The following is a 24,131-nucleotide window of genomic DNA, read 5'->3' as shown; positions in this document are numbered from 1 at the left end:
GCTCCGCCGAAATGCTCACGGGCGTCTCGCCGTTTAACGCTCCATCGACGTCGGCGCGCTTGCGGCAGGGGATCATGGACCGCGGCCTTCTCTATGTGATGGAGGCCCATAATGGGCTCTCGGCGAAACTCGCCGAGGAGGCCGGGTTTTCCGCGCTCTGGGCGTCGGGTCTGACGATCTCGGCCAGCATGGGGCTGCGCGACAGCAACGAGGCATCCTGGACGCAGGTCCTCGAGCAGCTTGAATATATCGCCGACGCGGTCTCGATCCCGGTGCTGGTGGACGGTGACACGGGATACGGAAACTTCAACAATGTCAGGCGCCTGGTGCGAAAACTTTGCGAGCGCCAGATCGCGGGCGTCTGCATCGAGGACAAACTGTTCCCCAAGACCAACTCGTTCATCGGCGAGAACCAGCCCCTGGCTGACATCGACGAATTCTGCGGGCGCATAAAGGCCGCCAAGGACAGTCAGAAGGCCGACGACTTCGTCGTGGTGGCCCGCGTCGAAGCGCTGATTTCCGGGCGCGGCGTGGACGAGGCCCTGCGGCGCGCCGAGGCCTATTACGCGGCCGGCGCCGACGCCATCCTGATCCATTCCAAGAAGTCGACCGCCGACGAGATCAAGGTCTTCGCGGAGCATTGGGCCGGAAGAGCGCCGCTGGTGGTCGTACCGACCACCTACTACCGGACGCCGACCGAGGAGTTGGAAGCGGCGGGCGTTTCGGCGGTGATCTGGGCCAATCACAGCCTGCGCGCCTCGATCACCGCGATGCGCGGCACGCTTCGGCGGATCTTCGAGGACCACGGCTTGGGCGGCGTCGAGGGCGAGATCGCTTCGGTGTCCGACATCTTCAAGCTGGTGGACAACGCCGAGCTGGAGGCGGCCGAGGACCGATATCTGCCCAAGAGACATTCGTGATTTCGGCGGACCAGTTCATCGAAGGCCTGGTTTCTCGCGACCTGGATTTCGTCGCCGGCGTCCCCTGCAGCTTCCTGACGCCGTTGATCAACCGGGTCATCGCCTCGCCCCGGCTGCGTTATGTCGGCGCGACCAGCGAGGGCGAGGCCGTGGCGATCAGCGCCGGCGCCGCGTTGGCGGGGCGACGGTCCGCGGTGATTTTTCAGAATTCGGGCCTCGGCAACGCGGTCAACCCCCTCTCCTCGCTCAATACGCCGTTCCGCATCCCCAGCCTGATCGTCACGACCTGGCGCGGCCAGCCGGGATTGAAGGACGAGCCGCAGCACGAGTTGATGGGCCGCATCACGCAGCCGCTGCTGGACCTGCTGGAGATCCCCCACGCGCCGTTTCCCGGCACGCCCGACGAGGTGTCGGAGCGGCTCGACGCCGCTTTCGCGCACATGGACAGCACGGGCCTGCCCTTCGCCCTGGTCATGCGGGACGGAGATGTCGCCGCCGAGCCAGTCCACGCCAAGGCCGAGCCGTCTCGGCCACCGGGAACGCGTTGGCGCTCCGAGCGCGGCGGAGAGCGCCCGATGCGCCGCGACATCCTCAAAGCCTTTGTCGACCTGGAAGCGGACGCCGCGGTGATCGCCTCGACGGGCAAGTGCGGCCGAGAGCTGTTCACGCTCGCCGATCGCCCGCGGCACCTCTACCAGATCGGATCCATGGGCGGCGCTTCGGCCCTGGGCCTGGGCGTAGCGCTGAACAGCCGTCGGCGCGTCGTGGTGCTGGACGGCGACGGCGCGGCGCTGATGAAGCTGGGCAATCTGGCGACGATCGGCGCCTATCGCCCCGAGACCCTCATCCACGTCGTGCTGGACAACGGAGTCCACGATTCCACGGGCGGCCAGCCGACAGTCTCACCGTCCGTTCACTTCGCCGACATCGCCATCGCTTGCGGCTATGCGTGGGCGGGATCGTGCGACCATCTGGAAGGCTTCGTCGACGCCTACCGGCAAGCCCTGCGCGCGGGAGGCCCCGCCCTGCTGCATGTCAGGATCGCGCCCGGATCGACGCCGGCGCTCGGGCGTCCCACCCTGGCCCCGCCGGAGGTCGCCGCGCGGTTCCGGGCCTATCTCGCGGCGGACTGACGGAGAACCCGCATGGTGATCGACAACTCCCTGGCCCGCCCCTGGCTTGATCGGGTCTATTTCGAGCCGCTGATCCGGATCCTGCCTAGGTCCATCACCCCCAATACGATCACGATCTCCGGGCTGGTCGCCTGCCTGGTCATGCTGGCCATGCTGCTGTCCTGGGAAGCGCCGCGCGCCTTGCTGGCCCTGGTCAGCGCCCTGGCCATCCACGCCTATACGCTGGCCGACCAGCTTGACGGCATGCAGGCGCGCCGGACGAACCGAACCTCGGCGCTGGGCGGGTTCCTCGACCACGCCTGCGACTTCTTCAACGGCCAGATCATCATCTGGGCCGCCTGCCTGCTCGTCGACGCCGGCGCGGCCTGGCTGATCGCGGTCTCCAGCGCCTATACCTTAGCCTTCCTAACCTGCCACCTCGAGGAACGGACCAGCGGAACCCTGCATTTCGGCGCGGTCGGGCCACTGGAAGGGCTGTTGGCCGTCACCCTGTTCCTGCTGGTCTACAGCGTCGCGCCCAAGGCCCTGATGACGCCGTTGATCGCGGGCTTCACGGCCGGACACGTGCTTCTGTTCCTCTATGTGGTCGGCCTCGGTTGGGCGGCGCTGTCGGTCTGCCTTCGGCTTCGCTCCGCCTTTCTCCCCGCCTGCGGCCTGCCGATCCTGGCCGTCTGCCTCGCGGGCGCGGCGGCGCTGTGGTCGAGCGGCGATACCGAGCTCTTCTGGCTGATCCAGCTGGGCTGTGGCGCGATCTACGCCATCGGCTCGCTCTACCCCGCCTCACCGGTCGTTCGCGCCCTGCCCGTCTTTCCCATCGGGCTCCTGACGCTGGTCGTCGCCGCGCTGGTCGAGTTGAAGATCATCGACGCCGCGATGGGGATCACCGCCGCCTCTCTGATCCTGGGCTACGCTCTACTCGTGCTCCTGGCCGTGGCCATCGACGTGCGCCGCTTCTTCGCCGCGCCGCCTCTGGGCGACGTCGCCAGCGGATGACCGCCTCGATACGGCACAGGCCTCTGGCCGTCGTCACCGGCGCTGGCAGCGGGTTCGGAGCCGCGATCGTGACCGCGCTCGCGCAGGACGGCTGGCAAGTCATCGCCGGCGTGCGTGAAACCAACACCGAGGTTCCACGCGAGCACGGCGGCACGCTGTTTCAGCTCGACGTCTGCTCGGCGCGAGATCGCGCGGCCCTGGCGCGGCACATCGATGCGGCTCATGACGGCCGGCTGGACTTGCTGGTCAACAACGCCGGCGGCGGTCTTTTCGGGGCCCACGAAGACGTCTCCGAGGCGCAGCTGCGCGCCCAGTTCGAGATCAATCTGTTCGCGCCGGCGCTGCTGATCGGCGCGCTGTCGCCCGCCCTGCGCGCGGGTCGCGGCCGGGTCATCACCATCTCCAGCGCCCTGGCCCACTGGCCCATGCCCTTCACGTCAGGCTACTGCGCCAGCAAGTCGGCCATCGACGCCTTCAGCGGGGCGCTGCATTTCGAGCTGGCGCCCTACGGCGTGCAGGTGGCGCTGGTCGAGCCCGGCGCCCACGGGACCGCGTTCCTGCGCAAGGCATCCTGGGCCGAACCACCGCACAACAATGTCTATAGTCCCGCCCTGGCTAACTACCGCAAGTTCCGGGACGACCAGAACCAGCGCCAGAACCTGCCCGGCCCCGACAAGGTTGCTCGCGCGGTCGCCAGGCTGGCGGGACGCCGACGTATGCCGCTACGCGTTCGGGTCGGCGCGGACGCCCACCTGCTCGGGGTCCTGCGGCGGATCCTGCCCACCGCCGCGCTGGTCGCGCTGAAGCACCACATCTTCAAGCGATGGTTCAGGCGTCAGGCGCCGGACTGACCCGGGACCAGACGCCGGCCGGACGGCGTCCGAACCGCCTTGCTCAGCGCCTGCCTGGCCCAGCGCCAGCCATAGGCCCGCAAGGCCAGCGGCGTGGCGACCGGCGCCACCCAGAAATAGTTGAGCGCCAGCGACATGGTCAGCGACCGCACCTGGTGCCACCAGCCCGTGGGCACGAACAGCACATCCCCCGGCCCCAGCTCCGCCACCCGCGGCGTCGCGCCCTTGAACAGAGGATATCGGTCCAGGTCCGGACGCTCGGCGTCGACCGGGCTGAACTGCAGCCGCGCGCCCGGCAATTGCTCGCACGGCCAATACAACAGCGGGGACTCTTCGGGCGGGAACAGCACCCAGCGCTTTCGCCCCGCGAACTGCACGTACAGATTATGGACCCGATCGAAGTGCAGCACGGTGAGCGCGCCCGCGCCGCCGGTCCACATGAACGGCTTCATGGCCAACAGGCCGCCCAGCCAACTGGGCAAGCCCTGGTAGGGCGTCATATCCCGCACGTCGGCGCGCAGCTGCGGCAGCACGTCGAAGACCGGGAACATGGTGCTGTAGACCGTGCGGCCGCCCTCGACCTCCAGCGCCTCGACCAGCTCCGCCATCGGCAGGTGTGTGCGTTTGGCGTGTCGGTCGAAGCTGAAGATCGTGTCCTCGTCCCCGTCCGCCGAGCGCCAGCGCTCGTAGGGCACCTCGAGGTCGGGATAGTGGGCCGCGAACCATCCGGGTGTCCACTTGCCGGCCGCCGGCCAGGCCTCGGTCAGGCCCTCGACGATCACCGGCGCGTTGGCGCGCAGATGCTCGGCGACGAACTGCTCCGGCCCCGAGCAGCGGACGCGGCGGACCATCTGGGGGCTCAGAACCACCGGGTCGTCTCCCGCGCGACGCGTTCGCGACCCGGCGCGTAGGACGCGAACTCACGGATCGCCGCCTCGTTCAGCGCCCCCGAGACCCGCACGACCAGCAGGTGCGCGTCCTGGCCCGAGGCCGTGAAATGATGCGACTTGAACGGCGCCACATAGGCCGAAGCGCCATGCGGCAGGTCGTGGACCTCGCCATTGACGTGAAGCCGGGCCGGCGCCGCGCCGTAGTTATAGACATACTGATGGAAATGGTGCCGAAAAACGCCTTCAACGCCCGCATCGGCCAGGACCCGAACGTTGAACCCGCACAGATTGGGCTGATGCGGCGTCGTGGCCAGGTCGGCGATCTCATAGGCCGCGGCGCCGCGATGGGGAAAGGCGCGAGTGAGGCCATTGTCCGCCTGCCGAATGGCCACCTCCTGGTCGCCGGTCATGCCGTGGAGGCTGAAATGGTCGGGGCTAAGGCCCAGGCTGGCGCCCAGCGCACGCCGTTCGGCTTCGGTTGGCGCGGCCCCGTCGCCAGCCGCCAGTTGAATTGAACGCGCCGGCTCTATCCCCCGCTCTATCAAGGTCTCGGCCAATTGCTCGGCGTCCAGGCTCCTGGCCGCCAGCACCCGGGTCATCAGCGCCGCGAGCAACTGGCGCTCGTCCCGGGCGTCGCCCGCCAACGCCATCAGATCGGCGCTGGCCTGCCGGCCGAACGTCGCGATCGCCGGCTCGACCTCGCCCGTATAGGTGATCGCCAGGATGTAGCCGTCGGAATCCGCGCCCCGATGGGCGAAGCTGTGCGGCACGAACGGCGTCATGTAGCTGGAATCGCCGGTGCGCATCTGCCGGCAGTGACGCTGACCGCCCTGCTCCCAATAGACGTTCACCGCGCCCACATAGAAGGTCAGCTGATGCAGCAGGTGGCCCTTGTTGTAGGCCAGCACGGGGTTGCTCGGATCCGCATCGTCCACATGGCGCAGCGGCCGCACATATTCCGGCTTGTAGGGTCCCGTGCGGCTCATCGCCGTGTCGCGATATTCGAAATAGGGATGGCTCTGACCGTGGCCGTCGGTGCGCTGATAGATCCGCCCGGAGCGCTCCGAGGCCTGCGCCGACATCACCAGCACGCCCTGCGCGGTATCGGCCACATCGACCCACAGCTCCCGCATGGAGACCGGATAGGTGTGGGCCATCGTCTCCATCAGCGAGAAGGCGTCGGCGGGGGATGCCTCGCCGGCCAGGACACTGCGCACGAGGTCGGTGTCCATGCGCAATTCCTCGGCCAGGACATGCGCGTCGCGCTTCAGGTCATTGGCCACCGCCAGCATGCGGGCGCCCATCTCGACCAGGTGCTCACGCGAATAGGTGTCCCGCGGGTATCTTGTTTCGGCCATCCTCGAGCTCCCCTCAACACGCCCAAGCCGCGCTGACGATTTCCCGGGCGTCGGCGACCGCGCAGGCCCGGATGTTGTTCGCCGCGCGGGCGAGGTTGATCAGCTCATCGCCCAGGCCCAGCGCCTGCTCCCGCGAGACATGGACCTGCAGGCCCTCGACCGCGCCGAGCTCGCTCAACCACCCCCGGATCGCGCCCGGCAGCTCCGCCGTCGACACCGCGAAGGCCCGGGCGATGGGCTCCAGCCGCGCGGGATCGGCCGCCAGGTTGAATGCGGCGACGGCCGCCAGGGTGAAGCCGCAGGCCAGCCCATGCGGCGCGCCGAAATGTCCGGTCAGCGGGTAGCTGATGGAGTGCGCCAAGGCCGTCTGGGTCGTGCTCATGGCGAGGCCCGCCAGCACCGCCGCATGCTGCAAGCGACTGGCGACCTCCCGGCTCATGCCGCCGCGGACGGCCGGGCCGAGCAGTTCGCGCAGGGTCGTCAGCGCCTGGCTGGCCAGAATATCCGACAACGGCGTGTGGTTACGGTTCCAGACCGCCTCCATCGCGTGGGCTGCCGCGTCCAGCCCCGAGGACAGGATCAGCTGCGCCGGCATCGAGCGGCACAGGTCAGCATCCAGGATCGCGTAGCTGGGATAGAGCCCCGGCGACTGGACGGACAGCTTGGCGGGACCGTCCCAGACCGTGCCCCAGCGGGTGACTTCCGCGCCGGTTCCAGCGGTCGTGGGGATGGCGATGATCTCCGGCAGCGGGTCGTCGAGCGTCAGCGCCCCGTCCTGCTTGAGCGTCGTCGCGAAGTCGATGTCGCGCCCCACGCCCTGAGCCGCGACCATGGCCTTGGCGGCGTCGATGACGCTGCCGCCGCCCAGGGCCACCAGAACGTCGCAGCCCCGCACCGCCGGCGCGGCGCGCATCAGGTCCTCGAGCTGCGGATGTGGCGCGGTGTCGAGCAGCACGGCCCGCGGCGGGCGCCGCGCCACCGTCGTCAAGCGATCGATCGCGCCCCGGTCTCGCCAACCGGCGCTGGAGATCAGCGCCCAGCTTCGATCGCCGATCAGCGCGCCCGCGCTTTCCGCGAAGTCCTGGCTATCGACGACCCGCGTCGGGCAGTTGAACATGACGGGCGAGCACGCGGCCATCTCCGGTCACGCTCCGGACGGATCAGCGTTGGCGACGTGCCGAAACACGTCCCAGCGATCGGGATCGTTGGAGGCCGCTCGTCCCTGGACCCATTGGCCGATCCTTCGCCCGATGAAACCTGGCCTGGTGCGCAGATAGACGCTCAAGGCGCGCCGCTCGGCGCCCATGCGCAGCTTGGCGTCGTAGGCGGTGCGCCCGAACCACAGGTGGTCCACGCCCCGCTCGATCGCGACCCGAACCACCTCGTTATAGGCGTTGAAGGTGAGCGCGGCCTCGTGGTTCAGCGCCTCGTCGACGCCCAGATAGGACGAGAAGAGGGCGTTCTCGCTGACATAGTACATGATGAAGGCGACCAGTCGGCCATCGCGGAAGAACAGCGTGGTCTCCAGCTCCTGCCCCAGGCAGCCGCTGGTCGCCGCGAAATAGTCGGCGCCGATCATGGCCCCGCCCGCATAGCGACGAGCGACATTGGCGAACAGCCCGGCCATGGCCGGCGCGTGCTCGGACCATTGGCTGGTGCGCTGGCGCGTGACGCCGGCCCGGATCAGGGCCGCGTCCTGGCGCTGGATCTGCTTGCGATAGTGGCTCTTCAGGGCCGCCAGGTAGTCGTCGAAGCTGCGCCAGCGGATCGGGATGACGGTGTCGTCCAGGTTCGGCAGAGGCGTGAAGCGCAGGCCCGGCAGCGAGGCGGTCAAGGGGGCGTCATGATGATGAAAGTCGCGCAGGACGATGATCCGGGCGCGCTGCTCGATGGCGAAGGCCTGTACGGCGGTCGTCAGTTGTTCCAGGCATCGCGCGCGCTCCGAAGCGGGCAGGTCGGCGCGAAAGCACAGGGTGTGCCCTACCGTCGTCGCCGAGCCGCAAACGACAACCTTCAGCCCGATCCGTTCCCGCATCGGTCGCGGCATCAGCCGGTTGAGGCGCGACGCCCAGTGGTCCCGCGGCAGCATGCGCTCCGGCGAAGCGGTCATGCTGAAACACCAGCTGTGGGCGACCATCTCGCCGTCGGCCGATCGCCAGAGCAGATACCGCCGGCGGATGTCCGCCAGTCTGACCTGCTCCATCGCCCTCAGATAACCGTGCTTGAGCATTGGCGAGCCCGTCGCCAGGGTGTCCCATTGGGCGGCGTCCACATCTGCGATGGTGTCATGCAGGGCCAGCTCAAGCGCCATTCAGGACGCCTTCGCTGCGTTCGCGGTGGCGGCTGACGATGCGGTTTGCCTGCTCCAGATCCGCCGCCGTATCGACCTCGGTCCAGGCGTGGTCGCCTTGCAGGCGCCAGGGTTGCAGGACCTGGGTCCGGGCGACCTCGCGCAGGGCGTACTCGTACCAGACGTCCTCGTGACCGGCCTCGATCTGGCGCCGCATCTCCACGCCCAATGCCCGGCCGAAATCCGGCGAGACATAACTCATGCCGAAGAATTCACCGGCCACCGGATCCTGGACACGCTGCTTGTCCAGGTCCCAGATCCGCCCGTCCCGGATGGACACCTTCATGTCGATCTTCTCGGGCGGGATCCGCGCGTCGATCAGCAGCGTGCTCTGGGTCAGCGAAAACAGCGGATCCAGCAGCTCCGGGGAAAACCAGATGTCGGAGTCGATAAGCACGAAGCCGTCCCGCCAGTAGTCCTGGGTGAGCGCGACGGACACGATGGAATTGGTCTGGTCGAAGCGGTCATTACGGACGAAGGCGACCGGAAATGGCAAGCTCTGCGCCCGCACCGCCTGTTCGATGTCATCGCCACGATAGCCCACGACAACGACGAGCTGGCGGGTATGGCCCTGGGCCGCGAGCGCGTCGGTGGTCCTCAGGAGCATCGCGCGTCCGTCGACCTCGACCAGCGCCTTGGGCTTGTGATCCGTGATCGGTCGCAGGCGATTGCCAAGCCCCGCCGCCGGAATGATGACCGTACGCTGGTGCATCTCCCCTCCCCGAGAGTCTCAAGCCTCCCGCCAGGTTCGAGCCTGCCGGGCTGAACGGTGACGCGCCCAAACCGTGATTTTCCAGGCAAGGCTTGTCCGTGGGAGGAAGATTGCCCCAGCCCCGGCGCTCATACAACTATAGATTTTATGTCACACTCACGAATATCCATCGGTGTGAAAACGCACATTGGAGCGTCTTACGCCGGCCATCGAAATGACTTGCCCGCCGCCAAAGCTCAGCTTGATCGGTAGCTAGGGAGGGCTTGATGCGCGGCTTTGGTCTTTGTGTTCTGGCGCTGTTGTCGCTGTGGCCGAACGCGCTGCTGGCCCAGGAGGTAGCCCCGAAGATGTCGGCGGGCAGCCCCGAACTGCTCGAGAAACGCCTGATCGACATCGGCGAAGGCCGGCGGTTGAACATGGTCTGTATCGGCGAGGGCTCGCCGACTCTCGTCTTCGAACAGGCGCTGGGCGGGACGATCCTGGACTGGCAACGCATTCAGGCCGAGGTCAGCGCGATGACGCGCGCCTGCTTCTATGACCGTGCGGGCTATGGGGCCAGCGACGCGTCGGACCTGCCCCGCTCGCCCCGCGCCGTCACCGACGACCTGCACGCCCTGCTGCGCAAGGTGGGCGAGCGCGAGCCCGTGATCCTCGTGGGCCACTCGATCGGCGGACGCTATGCCCCCTACTACTACGAGCGGTTCCCGGCCGAGGTCGCGGGCATGGTCCTGGTCGATCCGGGCTTCTATGGACAGGATGACCTGGGCCTGTCGCCGAGCGAGCAGGCGTTCTTCGACGGGCTGCGGACCAAGGTCCTGGCGAAATGGTCAAACTGCGAGACCACCGCGCGCCAGGGGCTGATCACGCTGGACAATCCGCGGAACTGTTTCGCGGCCAAGCTACCCTACTACACGGCCGACGAGGCCGCGCGGATGCTCCCCGTGTACCAGCGCCCCGAACGGTGGAAGACAGTGGCCTCCGAGTATCTCCATATCGACGAGGACAAGGGCCCGCGGAAGGACTGGGGCGCCCTGCCGCTGGTGGTGCTGACGCGCGACAAGTTCCCGCCGACGCCCGGCGCATCGGACGGCTTCAACCAGGTTGTCGAGGACGTGGTGAAGCGCGGCCATCAAGCGCTCGCCGCGCGATCCAGCCGTGGTCGAAATGTCAGCGTGCCGAACTCCACCCACTACATCCAGGCCAGCCAGCCCGCGGCCGTCGTGGCCGCGATCCGCGAGGTCTTGGCGCGGGTTAGGGCGCGACCAGCGAAGCCCTAACGCGGGCGCCGGACGATTTCGACATGCGCGAATCCGCCCTCATGGCATGGTGCCAACGCCAACCTCGATGAGCGCCGTGTGTGACCGCTTCCGACCTCCTGCCTAGACGATCGGACGCTCGGGCGCTGGTCCTGGTGGCGGTCGGCTATGCCTTCCTGGCGCTGGCCGGACTGAACTGGGGCGTCTATCGCGGCGCCAGCACGGCGGTCTGGCCAGCCTCGGGATTAGCCTTCGCGGCCCTGTTCCTGGGCGGCGTGAGACTTTGGCCCGCCATCGTGGTCGGACGGCTCGCGGCGGCGGTGATCGTCGGCAGCGCTCCGCCCTTCTGGGCCGACCTGGTGATCGCCCTGGCCAGCGCCGTCAGCGCCGCCCTGCCCGTCGCCGTGGTCAAGGCCAGGATGCGGCTGGACCCGGACCTGGCGCGGGTGCGTGACGTCATGGCCCTGATCGCCGTGTCGCTGTGCGGCGCCGTGATCTCGACCGCGCCCGGCATCGGTGTCCTGGTGCTCAGCGGCGTCAGCCCGCCGGCCCAGGCTCCGCTGGCGGGCGTGACCTGGTTCCTGGGCTACACCACCGGCGCGCTGCTGATCACCCCGCTGATCCTGGCCTGGTCGCGGATCCGCGCCGAACCGAACCTGGTGTCCTGGAGACTGCTGGGCGCCATCGCCCTCGCGACCGGCGCGGCCCTGGTGATCTTCCTGGACCTGACGCCTTTTCCGCTGCGGACCTGGCACATACTGCCGGTGCTGGCCTGGGTGGCGATCGCCTTTCGGATGCGCGGGATCACCCTGGCCCTGGTCGGGACGGCGGTGGCCACGCTGATCAGCGTCGGGATCGGCGCCGGGCCGCTCGCCGAGCTGATCGGCGCCGCGCCGAGCCGGGCCTTCTACGCCCAGGACTTCATCGCCGTCACGGCCGGCGCCCTGTTGCTGCTGGCCGCCGCCGCCGACGAGAGCAGCCACCAGGCGGCCCTCGCCCGCGCCCAGACCACCAAGGCGGCGGTGTTCGACGCGGCGCTGGACGCCATCATCACCACCGCCGCGGACGGTAGGGTCATCGACTGGAACCGCGAGGCCGAACGGATGTTCCGGCTGACCAAGGCCGAGGCCGTCGGCCGCGACCTGACCGAACTGATCATCCCGCCGGACCAGCGCGACAGCCATCGCCGGCGCCTCGCCAACCTGGCCGCCAGCGGGCGGGCAGCGGTCCTGGGCCAGCGCCTGGAGCTGCGGGTCCAGCGCGGCGACGGCGTGCCGTTCCCCGCCGAACTGTCGATCAATGTGGCGACGGTGGACGACGGCCTGCATTTCACCGCCTCGTTGCGCGACCTGACCGAGCAGGTCACCGCCCGCCAGCGCCTCGCCGACCAGGACCAGCGGCTGCGCGCCACCTACGAGCACGCGCCGGTCGGCATCGCCGAAGTCGACCACGACGGCCGCATCCGCAAGGTCAACGAGGCGCTCTGCACGATCACCGGCCGCGACCGCCGCACGCTGCTGGCCATGAGCATCTGGGACGACAGCCCGGCCGAGGGCCAGGGTGACGAACGCGACCTCTTCACCCAGCAGATGGCGGGCGAGCTAGAGATCTATGCGATCGAGAAGTCCTTCACCCACGCCGACGGCCAGACCGCCTGGGTCGAACTGCGCTCCTCGCGGGTCGAGGGCGGCGACGGACGGCCGGCCTATGCCGTGCGGGTGGTGCGCGACATAACCCAGGAAAAGCGCTGGGCCCAGCAGCAGCTGCTGCTGATCAACGAGCTGAACCACCGAGTCAAGAACACCCTGACGACGGTGCAGTCGATCACCTTCCAGACCCTGCGCAACGGCGGGGCCGACGCCTCGGTGCAGACGGCGATCGAGGGCCGGCTGCTGGCGCTGTCGCGGGCGCACGACGTGCTGACGCGCCAGAACTGGGAAGCGGCCGACCTGGCCGAGATCGTCGACGTCGCCGCCCGCCCCTATCTGCCGGGCCAGGCCGAGCGGCTCCGCGTCGAGGGGCCGCATGTGCGCCTGACGCCGCAGACCGCGCTGGGTCTGGCCATGGCCTTGCAGGAACTGGCGACCAACGCCCTGAAGTACGGGGCCTGGTCCACGCCCGAAGGCGTCGTCGACGTCGTCTGGACCTTCCCGTCCGCTAGCCCGGGCAAGCTGGCGCTGACCTGGCGCGAGTCCGGCGGGCCGCCCGTGACGCCGCCCGAGCGCCGGGGCTTCGGGACCCGCCTGCTGGAACGCGGCGTGGGTCCGGAGGTCGGCGGAAGCTGCGTCCTGACCTTCGAACCCAAGGGCCTCGTCTGCGAGATCACCGCTTCCGCGGCCTGATCTGTCTTACGTCTAATCCGCTAGAGCCTGTCGAGCGGCGGCCAGCACGCGGTCGCCGTCCGCCCTGCCGTCCAGGATCACTGGGATGTCCGGCGAAACGCCCTGCCCCTCCAGCCGCCGGCCGCTTGCACCGAGAAACTCACTGACCGGAATCTGGATCGAACCGCCGTCGGGCATGGGATAGGTCTGCGCCTCCTGCACCGAGCCTTGGGTCCGCTGGCCGATCACGACCCCACGCCGGTGGTGCTGGACAACATCGGCCAGAACCTCGGCCGCGCTGGCCGTGCCGCCGCCGACCAGAACCACCATGCGCCCCTTGAAGACTTGCCGTCCTGGCTTTGAAATCAAAGGTTTGCGCCGACCGGCAACACGATAACCGATCTCCAGATCTCGATCGAACAACGCGCCGGCGAAGCGCTGGAGTTCAACGACGAAGCCGCCGTTGTTGCCCCGCAGGTCGAGCACCAACGCCTTGTCGCCCAAGCCTTCGAGTCGCCCGATCGCCCACGCGACGCTGGCCTGATCGAAATGGTCGAAACGCAGATAGGCTACACCGGGTCCGAGTTCCCGCACCTGCCGCCCGACCTCGGGCTGCTCCCGCCGATAAAGGAAGCGCACCCGCCGCTGCGGTCCGTCACCGGCCCGGAACACGCCGTCGAAGCTCATGATTCCGCCACCGGCCTGACGTCCGTTCATCTCGACCATCATCGCGCCGGGGCCAAAGCCGGCGCGCTGCAAAGGCGAGCCCTCCTCAACGGTGGTGACCAACATTCCCCGAGGGCTGAATGTGAACTGGAAGCCCAGACCCTCGCGCACCTCGCCGTCGGCGATCGCCGGCGGCGCGGACGTTGTGGCGATCTTGCGAATAGCGGCAGGATCGTCCGGCGGCATCGCGGCCAAGTGGCTCCCACCCAGCGTCTGCACCATCGGCAACAGGACACCCCAGTAGAGCTCTATCTTCGACTCCGCCCGTTCGGCCTTGTCGCGATACCGCGCCCGCAGCTGCTTCCAGCGCGGCCGGTTATGCTCGCGATCGAAATAGTGACGATCCACGGTCGTCCAGGCCGCGTCGAAGACCCGCAAGTTCGACGGCTCTTTGGTTGGCGCAAAGCGCACGGCCGCCACGCCCAGGGCCAGCAGCAAGAGAGCCGCGCCCACGACCAACAGTCTTTTCACGCCCCGCTCCCCGGCCGATGCGCTCGCACCTTGCCCTGGCCAGAGGCGCTATAGCAATCTCAAGTTGCGAAGGCGCGTCGACACCACGTCGGCCAGGGACGCCAGCGCCGCCGACAGGACCGGATCGAACGGCCGGGGCTGCAGGTCCACGACACAGACCGTGCCCAGCAGCCAGCCGTCGGCGTCGCGGACAGGCGCGCCGGCGTAGAAGCGGATGTGCGGCGCGCCGGTCACGAAGGGGTTGTCAAACACCCGCGGATCCTCGCGCGTGTCCTCGATCCACAGCAGACTTCGGTAGGCGATGCAGTGGCTGCAGAACGAGACGTCGCGCGGCGTCTCGCTGAGGTCGACGCCGGCCCGGCCCTTGTAGAACTGGCGGTCGGCGCCGACGAACGTGACCATGCCGGCCGTCGCCCCGAACAGCGTCTTGGCCGCCTGGGCGATCCGGTCGAACTCGGGATCACGCGAGGTTTCCAGCACCGAGGTGCGAACCAGCGCCGCCAGCCGCAGCAGTTCCTCATGGTCGGTCTGCGTCAGCATTCGCATGAGCGCCTCCTCCTTGTTCTGTTTGTGTGGATCATCGACGCCCGCCGCCCAGCAACTCGCCGAAGGTGTTCTGGTCGAACTTGACCCGCGCCGTGACGTAGAAGCCTTTGCGGCTGTAGCCGGCCGAGGCGAAGTCTGGATCGTGGTAGCCGACCGCGTTCCAGCCGACGCTGACCCAGGTGTTCTCGGCCGGCGACATCCCGACCGACGGGCCGATGGCGTAGGCCGTGCCGCCGGTCCTGCCAGCGTGGCGCAACGACAGGTTCACGCCCATGTCGATCTTGCGGGTCAGGTCCAGGCGGGCCTCGGCGCCGATCACCTGCGCCAGGTTGGTGCGCGCCTCGCCCTCGAAGCGACCGCGCACCAGCTTGGCGCCGTGATAGAGGCTGGCCTGGACGGCGCCGGGCGTGTGGTCGCCGCGATCGCTGTCGAAATTGACCGCCAGGTTGTTGATGAGCTTGCCGGTGACGCCGTCGCCACGGGCGGTGGCGCCATAGCCGGCGGGCCCCTGCCCCTGCACGACGCCATGGGCCTCCTCGCGGCGGACCTCCAGCTTGTCGAGCACCGACCAGCGGCTGTTGAGCGGACGCCAGGCCAGAGAACCGGCGACCTCGGCCCCGCGCGAAACGGCGCCGGCGTTGGTCTTGGTCTCGTCGGCGCGGACGGTCACGGCGGCGGTGACGCCCTCGCGCAGCTGGCGCAGATAGGCGCCGCGCGCCGCCCAGCTGTCGGCCACGTCGCCGTGACGGGCTTCGACGCGGCCATTGGCGCTCCAGCCGTCGGCGCGATAGGCCGCGCCCAGGCTGACGGCGGTGAAGTCTTCGGTGGCCAGGGGCGCGCCGGTGGCCTGGGGAACGACGGTGTTCGGCTCCGGCGCCTTGCCGGCCAGGGTGCTGGCGGAGTCGATCGAGGCGTCCAGGGTCCAGCCACCCTTCAGTTGGATGCTTTGAGCCAAACCCATCTGGGCGTAGGTGCGCGGACCGAAGGCCGACAGGTCCTGGCGGTTCAAGGCGCTGGTCAGGCGCGCGCCCTTCCAGGGGGCGATCTCGACGCCGCCGCCGGTGACGGCCGCCTTGTAGTCCTTGCCCTGGATGATCTCGCGGCTGGCCAGGATCCGCAGCCCCTCGCGCACCGTGTAGGTCGCGCCAACGCGGCGGCGAACCGGGAAGTCCAGGCTCTCGGCGTCGCCCAGGGCGAAATCCGACGAACCCGTCAGTTGCAGGCGGCGGTTCAGGAATTCGCGACTGGCGGTCAGGGTCAGCAGGTCCGAGCGGACCGCCTCGCCCTTTTCCGGCGTGTCGTGCGCCGACTTGACGCCCGCGCCCAGGCGCAGGGCGCCGGCCTGATAGTCCACCCGGGCGTCGACCACATCGCGAACGTCGCCGCTGTCCAGATAGGTCTCGTGATAGGCCGAGACGTTCAGCGACAGGCGCTGCGTCAGGCGGGCCTTGCCGTCGACGCCGACCTTGCGCGCGCCCAGCTCGGCCAGGCTCCGCTGACCCATGCCGAACGCCTTGTCGGCCTGACGAGCATAACCCAGGACGTCGATACGGGCCGAATGGTGCTCGACCTCGGCGATCCAGGCCTGCTGGCGGCCGGTCGACACCGACTGGCTGGTGGCGGCCTCGAGGCGCACCTCGGTGTCGGCGCGCGGGCGCAGGGTCAGGTCGGCGGCGACCAGGTCGGTGTCGCTGCGCGCCGCGCCCGGACGGCCGTGCAGATAGGTCACGCCGGCGTGGGCCTTGCCCTTCAGCAGGTCGGCCGAGACGCGCGCGCCGATCTCGGTGTTCTTCTCGCCGTTGCCCAGGATCTCGTAGTTGGCGACCACGACGTTCGGGTTCAGGTCCGCATCGCGGCTGGCGATCGGGTCGCGGAAGGTCAGCGCGCCGGTCGTGTAGTCGATGTCGTAGTCGACGTAGCGGGTCATCGGGCGAACGCTCAGCACCCGCTCGGCCCGCAGGCGATCACGGGTCTCGATCGTGATGGTTTCGGTGTTGGGCACGATGTCCCGGCGCGACAGCTGGTACAGGCTGGCCAGGCCCGAGCCCGGCAGTTCGTCGCGCACGTGGTCCTGCTCGGTGTCGGCCACGAAACCCGAGACGCTGACCACCCGGCCCTGGCGCTCGAACTTCAGACCGTTCAGCGTGCGATCCGAGCGGCCCAGGCGCGTGGCGTCGAAGCCGGTCTGGAAGTCTCCGAACAGGGCGTAAAAGGCCTTGCGCTCCAGACGAACATACAGCTTGCGCTGGCTGGCGGCGTCATAGGCCTGGCCCGAGCCGTCGCCGTAGACGGTGTAGTAGCGGTCCGGGTCGATGCCGTAGGTCAGGCCGCGCTCGGGATCGGGCGAGCTCTTGCTGTCATAGGCCATGGTCAGCAGCCACGAACCCTTGATGCGGCCCTTGGCGTAGAAGGCCAGTTGGCCGTCGACCATGGCCTTGTCGCGGTCCTTGCGGGCCAGCGGGGCGGCGTGGCGCGACAGGGTGTTGTAGCCCGCCGTGCCGGCCGCGAAACCGACGACGATCCAGTCCTGGCGCGCGGCGCTGAGCCAGGCGCGGACCTCGGTCGGGGCGGCCTGGTCCAGGCCCGGCAGCTTGAAGCGCAGGGCCGCCGAGCCCGCCTTGGTGGTCGGGGCCAGGGCGATCAGGGCAACGCCGTCGTCGCCGGTCACGCGCCAGGTCGAGGTGCGTCCGAACTCGCCCGCGAGACGTTGATCCGACTGGAGGTCGGGGGCGATCGCGTAGGGTTCGGCGACCTCGACGGTCCCCATCGTACCGGGGCGAACGGGGTGACCGAAACGGTCGGTGAAACGCACGGCCAGGACCGGGCTGTCCAGGCCGTCGGCGGTCAGGCGCGAGGCTTCCGGGACCAGCGCGGCCTTGGCCGGGGTATTGGCGTAGGCGATCTCGCGCTTGAGCTCGGCGATGATGTCGCCTCGGCCGTTGGTAACGGTCGCGACCAGGACATTGGCGCCCTCGATCAGCGGCACGCCGCGCCACAGCGACACGGCCATGGCGGCGTCGGCGCTGGTCTCGACGCCGTCGCGGGCCAGCGGATCGACGGGCGCGCCGTTGATGGTCAGGGCAACGCGGTTGCCCGGCCCGTGCTTGACCGCCACGCGGACGACCGGCGCGACGGGGTTGTGGCCCTCGGCCGGGAACAGGAAGCTCTCGCCGGGCTCCTGGCCCGCGAACCAGTCGATCGTGCCCGCCGGCGCGTCTTCGGACAGCGGCGCGGCGACGGCCGGAGCCGTGGTCGCGGCGGCCACGCGACGCAGGCGGAACTCGACGCGCCGCAGCGCGCCTTCGCGGATCTCGACGAACCGCGAGAAGGCGCGGCCGGCGATGCGGGTGTCACGGCCGCAGGCCACCGCCTCCAGCTCGGCCGGCAAGGCTCCGGCGTCCAGCTGCACCACGTGCATACCGGGCTTCACGCCCTCGAAATGGAACAGGCCGTCGCGATCGGAGACGACGTAGGTCCCGTCCTCCATCACCAGGCGCACGCCGGGGACACCGAGGCGGCCGTCCTCGCGCCGCGTGGCGCACGCGCCTTCGGTCACGCGACCGACGATCGTGCCGGCGTCGGCCATCAACGGCGGCGCGACACGTACCCGCGCCTCGGCCTCGCCGCTGGAGGCGCCTAGCGCCCCCGTGGCGATGGCGCGGTTGATCGCCATGCCGACGGGCGCGTCGGGACCGATCGCGACGACATAGGTGAGCTTGGCCGCCGCCGCCGGTCCCAGCGTGCCGAGGGCGTAGGTCATCGTCCGCCCGTCTGGACTGAGAACGGGGTCGGAAATCGGCGCGCCGTCACGACGCGACGAATTCGTCACATATCGGAATCCGCGCGGTAGAGCGTCCTTGACCTCGACCGTATTGATCGTTCGCGCCGAGCCCAGGTTGCGGATCGACAGGGTGTAGGCGACCAGGTCGCCGAACGAGCCTTTCTGGATCGAGGCGGACTTCTCTAGCGACAACCCCTGGACGAAGCGGCGCGTGACGACCGGCAGCTTGCCGCTGTCGAGCGGGATGTCGACCTGCAGGGGATCGACCTGGACCAGATCGAACGCCGCGCCCCACGAAGCCGGCGAGATCTTGAAGCCATCGCCATCCGGGGCGGCCAGCTTGGCCAGAGCGTTCTCGGTGGCCGAGGACGGGGCGGAATAGCCCTCGGGCGGCTCGACGAACAGGCTGTAGCGGCCCGAGGCCGTCAGCGGGAACCGGTATTGCCCGGGCGCGAACTGATAGACCGCGCCGCCGGCGTCGACAACGTCGTGGCCGCTGATCACAGTGGACGGATAGACACTGACGCCGTCGTCGCCGAACACCTTGGCGGGCGCGCCGGTGGTCTGGTCCACCAGGGTCACGCGGGCTCCATCGATCGCCTTGCCGGTGCGCGAGTCAAAGACATAGCCGTAGGGATCGATCAGCGCCTGGGCGGTCGCCGGCGTTCCGTCGTAGAAATCGGCCACCGTGACGTCGAGCATGTTGCCCCGCGGGGCCGAGATCTCGCAGTCGAAGCTGGTCGGGGCGACGTCGGTGACGGGGATGTAGCCCAGGAACTGGCCGTTGTTGGTCGAGGTCTCCCAGACCTGGATCGTCTCCTTGTCGCCCAACGAGGTCTTGATGGTGATGGCCATCTGGTCGCGGGCCGCCGGATCGCGGTTGGCGTCGGGCGCGGAGATGAAGATGAAGACCGGCTCGCCGGCGTGGAACGAGGTCGCCGCGCGCAACTTGACCGCCGCGGGGTCGAAGCCGCCGGCCATGGAGACGTCGGGCGAGACGTAGCCCTTGCCCTCGACGAGACATTGGGTGGTGCTGACGTCGCGCGCCGTGCCCTCGGCGCCGATCGCCAGGCGCAGCAGGCGGATCGCCGGCGCCTTGGAGGTCGTGACGGTCAGGGTCGTGGTGTTGGAATTGACGCCGGTCATCCCCGTCCCGCTGGCGTATGACAGTCGCGCGGTGTTGGTGATGACAGCCGTTTGCCGCGCATGGGCGGGCGCGCAGAACCCGGCGGCGATCGCCAGGCCTGTCAGCGCGAGTTTCATGCGGGTGAGAAGCGTCATTCGGGCGTGAGGGATCGTTCCGGGCGGCGCGAGGCCGCCCGGTCGGATCGTCTCTTTCTGGGCCTGATCGCTAGTTCAGCGTGACGCGGAAACGCGTCGTCACCGTCGCGCCGACCGCGATGCTGGCGATCGAGGTGGCGATACGCGTGCCGTTGAACACGTTGCCGTCCGTGGCCTGAGCGCCGTCTTCGACGCAGGCGCCCAGCAGAACGCTGCCGCCCACATAGGTGCTGCTGGCGAGATAGGTTGTGTTGGTCGGGATATTGTCGGTGACGCCGACGCTGGTCAGCGGGTTCGAGCCGATATTCTTGACCGCGATGCAGTACTTGACGACCGCGCCCGGGATGGCCTTGGGCGTGACGATGCCGTTCAGGGGATCGCTGATCACAACGACGGTCTTGGTCACTTCGGCGGTTGGGGCGGCGATGGCGTATTCGTCGCCGGCGCTGAAGCGACCGTCGCGGAGGAGGTCGGCATAACCGGCGGCGTCGGCGAAGACCGTGTCGATCTGGGTCGGATCGTCCAGCAGGCTCTGGGTCACGTCCGCGCCCAGCGCGTTGCTGGAACCGCCGGTGGCGACCACGGCGGTCAGCTCGACGCCCGAAATGCCGCTGGCCGGGCCCGAGGCGGGAACATCGACGACGACGAAGACGGTCTTGGTCTGGTCCGCCGCAAGTTCGTCGATATAGGTCGCCGTGTCGGTCCCCGCTTCATAGGTCCCGTTGCCGTTGACGTCGACGAACACCCGGATGTTGGTGACGCCGAAGTTGTCGGTGTGACCCAGCGGGGTCGTACCGCCGATGCCGATGTTCAGCGCGAACAGGCGGAAATCCTGGGTCGCGTTGGTCGTGTTGGTGACGGTGAAGGTGGTGACCTGATTGGTCTGGCCGAACGCCACGGTGGTGGCCGCGCCACCGACTTCGGCGACCATCACATTGGCCTTCCGGTCAACCACGAACGAGGCGGCGTTCGAGGACACCGGCGTCTGGCTGACGCCGCCGACCGAGTACGAGACCGACGCGGTGTTGGTGACGCTGACACCGGCCTGGGTGCCGGTCGCCGCCAGGGCGGTCTGGCTCCAGAGGCCGGCGGCGATCGCCGACGCCCCCGCCAGCCAGAATCCACGACATGAGTTCTTCACGGAATTTTCCTTTTTCGAAGGGTGAGGAGCGCGCGTCACTTCAGGCGCGCGCGGAACGACAGCTGGACCTCGCCGCCCGCTGGGACGGTTTGGGCGAGGGTCCAGCGAAGGGCGGTGACGTCGGCGGCGACGGCCTTGGCGGTCACGCCGGCGCTGGTCTTGGTCAGCGTGGCCAGTGGTCCGAAGGTCTGGCCGTCGACCGAGGCCAGGGGCGGCGAGGCGTCGGCGGGACCGGCGTAGACCAGGTTCTCGGCCAGCGGATTGGTGACGACCACGCCCTCGGCCGGCTTGTCGCCGCCGTTGTGGTAGGTCAGGACGTAGACGACCTGGTCGCCGGGCGTGACGCGCGCGGCCGGCTTCAGGGTCACGCTGGCGCGGCCGTCGGGGCCGCGGCTCTCGACTTCCTTGAAGACGGCGGAGGTCAGGCTGGCCTCGCCCGCCCGCGCGGGAGCGTGGGCCAGCAGGCCCGCGGCCGCCAGGGCCAGCAGAAGGGTCTTGGTCATGAGGGGCTCCCGATGGGGTCGATGCGAACTTTGAAGGTGACGAACCGGCTGGTCTTGGCCTCGATGTCGCCCAAGGCGACTTCGACGCCGCCCGCCGCGAAGCGGCCCGCGTCGCCATCGTCGGCGTCGCTTAGGGCCACGCCATCGACGGTCAAGCTGCCGGGCACGTAGGTCGAGCCGGCTGGAATGGCGTCGGAGATCTTGACTTGGCGCGCGCCCGCGCCAGCGCCAAAGCGGGCTTCCAGGCTGTAGGTGACGATGGAGCCAGGCGCGGCGCGCGATCCGCCGGCGACATCCGCGACCGACTGGGTCTTGATCAGCTGAGCGTTGACCTGGCCAACCCGGTAAGTGGCGAAGGTGGTGGGGCCACCACCGGTCCCCCCGCCGGTTCCGCCTCCCGCCCCGCCATTCGCGCCGCGCAGGTTGGGGCCCATCACGACATAGACGCCGCCATTGCCCGCCGTGGCCATGATGGTTTCGGAGTCGCCGTTACGCAGCACCGAGGGCCAAGCGCGCAGCAGGATGCGACCCAGGGCGCCGTTGCTGGCGCCCGCTGGGATGCCGCACGACACCCAGACGAGAACCGCCTGGCCGGGCGCCAGAACCGGCGTGGTGCTCGACATCCTGTCGCGGATCGGATCCAGTTGGCCGTCGCCGTCCCAATCCACCCAGATGGCGCAGCTGTGCGGATCGAAGTCGCCATCCATCACCGACAGCGACAGATCGAACGCCTGGTGACCGTTGCCGAGGTTGCGGACCCGGAAGCCCAGCCGCTGGTTGGCGGTGTCGGCCTCGACCTCCAGCTCCGGCGTCAGCACCTCGACGGAGACGTCGAGGATCTCCTGAACCTGCAAGGAGACCTTGTTCGAGGGCAACGTGACCGGGCCGGTCTTGATGTCCGTGAAGCCCAGCGCCGCGACGTTGTCGATCATAGCGCCGGCGGGCGTCATCGTCTGCGCGCGCGCCAACACCGGAACCACCGCCAGACCGGCCGACACCAGCGCGCAAGCCGCCGCGCCGCTCAAGGCGGTGCGTCGCTTGGCGAACAGGGTGTGGAGACGGAACATCGGTCGGTGCGGGCCGTGGAAACTCGAAGTGGAGCCCCACAACCGCGCGCTGACGGCTAATCAGACCTTACCAAAATAGGAACGCATCAGGAACATGTAGACTATCGTCTAGTGCGAGCTTCCGCTTTTCACTCACCCAGAAATGCGTATCGCTCTCTTTGATCGCCAATCGGACCACAACCCTGCGGCGTCCTGTCGCAATCGTTTTCCCAAGCGCCACAATGGCTGAATAGTCACGCTCAAAACCTTGAAAAGACGCGCAATCGTGGGTCACGGCCAGGCTGGTGGAGCCGCCAAAGCCGCGCATGCCGCTGTCGGTGATCATGGCTCTGATGGTGTAGGCGGCGTGGAGCCCTGGCTTGCCGACCGGATAGGCCTTCTCGATCCGGCGGGCGAAGGCGGCCTTGTCGAAGCCCAGATAGGCCGGATCGACAAGCCTGCCCTCCTCGCCAGGACCGCGAGCAGCCGCGCGATCATTTCAGGCCGGGCTTCCTGCGCGGATAGCTGCGGGTCGAGAGCGGCGGAACCTTGTAGCCGACCTGGAAATGGCAGGCCTCGCCATAGGTCTTCACGGCCTCGGCGCAGCCAGCGGCCAGGCTGGCGGGACTGGGTTTGACGCCCTGCTCGATCCAGGCGGACATGGCCCGCAGCAGGGCCGCGTATTCCGGCGTGGCCAGCTTGGAGTGCTCATGCTCGTCGGTGAACGACTGGACCAGCAGATCGCTCTTGCCGGCCTTGGCGACGGTGTCGTGGAACACCTGCTCCAGCTCGACGAAGGCCGTCGGATCGTCGATGGCGTGCATGGTCAGGGTCGGGACCAGCAGTTGGCCGGTCAGATCACTGTCCTCGGCCAGGCGGCGCACGCCCAACGGATCGGCCTTGAAGCGCGGCACGCCCTTGTTCAGCGCCTTGTCGTCGTCCGAGCCCCTATAGACCACGCCGACATTGGTGAACGGGTTCGCCCCGTCCAGACGCTTGTTGATCATGTCGGCGAAGGTGAAGGTCGCCCATGACAAGTGGTTGTCCAGGGTCCGCTCGGGGATCTTGGTCACCGCCAGGATATTGGCCAGCTTACGCTTCTGCTCGGCGCTGCGCTGGTCGGCCGGCAGGTTGAAACCGGTGCAGGCGTTCAGGCGCTCGTCCAGCTGCTTGTTGGTCAGTTTCGAGCCGACCGGCTGGCCTTGCCACAGCGGGTATTGGACCTCGTCCTTGGCCGGGTGATTGCCGCAGTAGAACTGGTAGACGGCCCGCAGGTCGGCGCGGAAATCGTAGGCCCGCGTGCCGCCCGAGACGACGCCGCTGGTCAGGATGACGCCGTCATAGACCAGCCTGCCGTCCGCGTCCTTGCCATAGAGCTCGGCGGTCTTGGCCGCGACATTGCCGCCCCACGACTGGCCGTGCAGCACGGTGCGCTTGGGTCGGCCGTAGGTCTCCCAGAACAGCTTGCGCAAATTGTCGCTGTCCTCGGCGGCCGAACGGACGCCGTAGCCTTCGCGGCGATAGTTCGAGCCGGCCCAGGCATAACCCTCGGCCACGGTGACGGCGAAGCGCTGCAGGTCCTCGACCGCGTCGTCGGGCTTGGGGGTCTTCAGACGCGGGCCGCCGTGAGTGTGCAGCACCAGCGCGCCATTCCAGGCCTTGGGAATGGCGATCCAGTAGTAGGCGCCGTTCGTGTCCTGCCCAGCCAGGCACTTGGTTTCGGTGGGCAGGCCTTCCGGACAGATCTTTTCCTTGGGCGCTTCCGCATGGGCGACGGAAGCGGCCAGGGCGAGGCCCAGACCCAGGAGGGCGGAAGACAGCTTGTTCACCAGAGACCTCATCACGCGAAACA

Annotated in this window: 19 protein-coding genes; 6 read left to right on the top strand and 13 right to left on the bottom strand. The window is 68.7% G+C overall.

Annotated elements, in window-relative coordinates:
• Positions 1-11: 11 nt before the first annotated feature.
• The 4 genes from aepX to ACW173_RS16775 are packed head-to-tail and all read left to right on the top strand — an operon-like array spanning position 12 to position 3,897.
• On the top strand, positions 12-920 hold the full coding sequence (gene aepX / locus ACW173_RS16790) for a phosphoenolpyruvate mutase (RefSeq protein ID WP_492081164.1): 909 nt from the start codon (positions 12-14) through the stop codon (positions 918-920).
• Positions 917-2,053, top strand: coding sequence for a phosphonopyruvate decarboxylase (gene aepY, locus ACW173_RS16785; protein WP_492081163.1), 1,137 nt, complete (start codon positions 917-919; stop codon positions 2,051-2,053). Before aepX ends, aepY begins: the two co-directional genes overlap by 4 nt.
• A gap of 12 nt (positions 2,054-2,065) precedes the next feature.
• Entirely contained in the window at positions 2,066-3,046 is a 981-nt protein-coding gene (locus ACW173_RS16780; protein ID WP_492081161.1) for a CDP-alcohol phosphatidyltransferase family protein, read from the top strand.
• Entirely contained in the window at positions 3,043-3,897 is an 855-nt protein-coding gene (locus ACW173_RS16775; RefSeq protein WP_492081160.1) for an SDR family NAD(P)-dependent oxidoreductase, read from the top strand. Before ACW173_RS16780 ends, ACW173_RS16775 begins: the two co-directional genes overlap by 4 nt.
• On the opposite strand, the gene ACW173_RS16770 is transcribed toward ACW173_RS16775, so the two are convergent.
• From ACW173_RS16770 to ACW173_RS16750, 5 genes are read right to left on the bottom strand one after another with little or no spacing between them, the layout of a single operon-like run.
• A complete protein-coding gene (locus ACW173_RS16770; protein WP_492081159.1) occupies positions 3,882-4,766 on the bottom strand; it encodes a cupin-like domain-containing protein in 885 nt (294 codons plus the stop codon). The genes ACW173_RS16775 and ACW173_RS16770 overlap by 16 nt on opposite strands.
• On the bottom strand, positions 4,757-6,145 hold the full coding sequence (locus ACW173_RS16765) for a cupin domain-containing protein (RefSeq protein WP_492081157.1): 1,389 nt from the start codon (positions 6,143-6,145) through the stop codon (positions 4,757-4,759). Before ACW173_RS16765 ends, ACW173_RS16770 begins: the two co-directional genes overlap by 10 nt.
• 13 nt (positions 6,146-6,158) lie before the next feature.
• On the bottom strand, positions 6,159-7,283 hold the full coding sequence (locus tag ACW173_RS16760) for an iron-containing alcohol dehydrogenase (protein ID WP_492081156.1): 1,125 nt from the start codon (positions 7,281-7,283) through the stop codon (positions 6,159-6,161).
• Positions 7,284-7,289: 6 nt separating this feature from the next.
• Positions 7,290-8,456: a GNAT family N-acetyltransferase gene (locus ACW173_RS16755; protein WP_492081154.1), complete on the bottom strand. Its 1,167-nt coding sequence runs from the start codon at positions 8,454-8,456 to the stop codon at positions 7,290-7,292.
• Positions 8,446-9,207, bottom strand: coding sequence for a phosphocholine cytidylyltransferase family protein (locus ACW173_RS16750; RefSeq protein ID WP_492081153.1), 762 nt, complete (start codon positions 9,205-9,207; stop codon positions 8,446-8,448). The genes ACW173_RS16755 and ACW173_RS16750 overlap by 11 nt, the downstream gene beginning before the upstream one ends.
• Positions 9,208-9,473: 266 nt before the next feature.
• Between ACW173_RS16750 and ACW173_RS16745 the strand changes: the two genes are divergently transcribed.
• The gene (locus ACW173_RS16745) at positions 9,474-10,484 is read left to right on the top strand and encodes an alpha/beta fold hydrolase (protein ID WP_492081151.1); all 1,011 of its coding nucleotides are present in this window, start codon (positions 9,474-9,476) and stop codon (positions 10,482-10,484) included.
• An 80-nt stretch (positions 10,485-10,564) separates the two neighbouring features.
• Positions 10,565-12,805, top strand: coding sequence for a PAS domain S-box protein (locus ACW173_RS16740; protein WP_492081150.1), 2,241 nt, complete (start codon positions 10,565-10,567; stop codon positions 12,803-12,805).
• 12 nt (positions 12,806-12,817) lie between these two features.
• Here ACW173_RS16740 and ACW173_RS16735 read toward each other — a convergent pair whose 3' ends face one another.
• The 8 genes from ACW173_RS16735 to ACW173_RS16700 all read right to left on the bottom strand — a co-directional run bounded on the left by ACW173_RS16735 (position 12,818) and on the right by ACW173_RS16700 (position 24,108).
• On the bottom strand, positions 12,818-13,948 hold the full coding sequence (locus tag ACW173_RS16735; RefSeq protein WP_492081149.1) for a S41 family peptidase: 1,131 nt from the start codon (positions 13,946-13,948) through the stop codon (positions 12,818-12,820).
• Between the two features lie 81 nt (positions 13,949-14,029).
• A complete protein-coding gene (locus ACW173_RS16730; RefSeq protein WP_492081147.1) occupies positions 14,030-14,527 on the bottom strand; it encodes a GAF domain-containing protein in 498 nt (165 codons plus the stop codon).
• 31 nt (positions 14,528-14,558) lie between these two features.
• Positions 14,559-19,589, bottom strand: a complete 5,031-nt coding sequence (locus ACW173_RS16725; protein WP_492081146.1) for a hypothetical protein — start codon at positions 19,587-19,589, stop codon at positions 14,559-14,561.
• A gap of 70 nt (positions 19,590-19,659) precedes the next feature.
• Entirely contained in the window at positions 19,660-20,730 is a 1,071-nt protein-coding gene (locus ACW173_RS16720; RefSeq protein ID WP_492081144.1) for a hypothetical protein, read from the bottom strand.
• Positions 20,731-20,765: 35 nt separating this feature from the next.
• A complete protein-coding gene (locus tag ACW173_RS16715; RefSeq protein WP_492081143.1) occupies positions 20,766-21,233 on the bottom strand; it encodes a hypothetical protein in 468 nt (155 codons plus the stop codon).
• Positions 21,230-22,300 carry a DUF11 domain-containing protein gene (locus tag ACW173_RS16710; protein WP_492081141.1) on the bottom strand — a complete coding sequence of 357 codons (1,071 nt, stop codon included), beginning with the start codon at positions 22,298-22,300 and terminating at the stop codon, positions 21,230-21,232. The genes ACW173_RS16715 and ACW173_RS16710 overlap by 4 nt, the downstream gene beginning before the upstream one ends.
• A 67-nt stretch (positions 22,301-22,367) precedes the next feature.
• The gene (locus ACW173_RS16705; RefSeq protein WP_492081140.1) at positions 22,368-22,625 is read right to left on the bottom strand and encodes a hypothetical protein; all 258 of its coding nucleotides are present in this window, start codon (positions 22,623-22,625) and stop codon (positions 22,368-22,370) included.
• A gap of 148 nt (positions 22,626-22,773) precedes the next feature.
• Positions 22,774-24,108: an alpha/beta hydrolase gene (locus ACW173_RS16700; protein WP_492081138.1), complete on the bottom strand. Its 1,335-nt coding sequence runs from the start codon at positions 24,106-24,108 to the stop codon at positions 22,774-22,776.
• Between the last annotated feature and the right edge of the window lie 23 nt (positions 24,109-24,131).

The sequence above is a fragment of the Caulobacter sp. ALps2 genome (assembly GCF_058681635.1).
The sequence above is the reverse complement of the archived record's forward strand: the minus strand, read 5'-3'. Positions and strand labels throughout refer to the sequence as shown.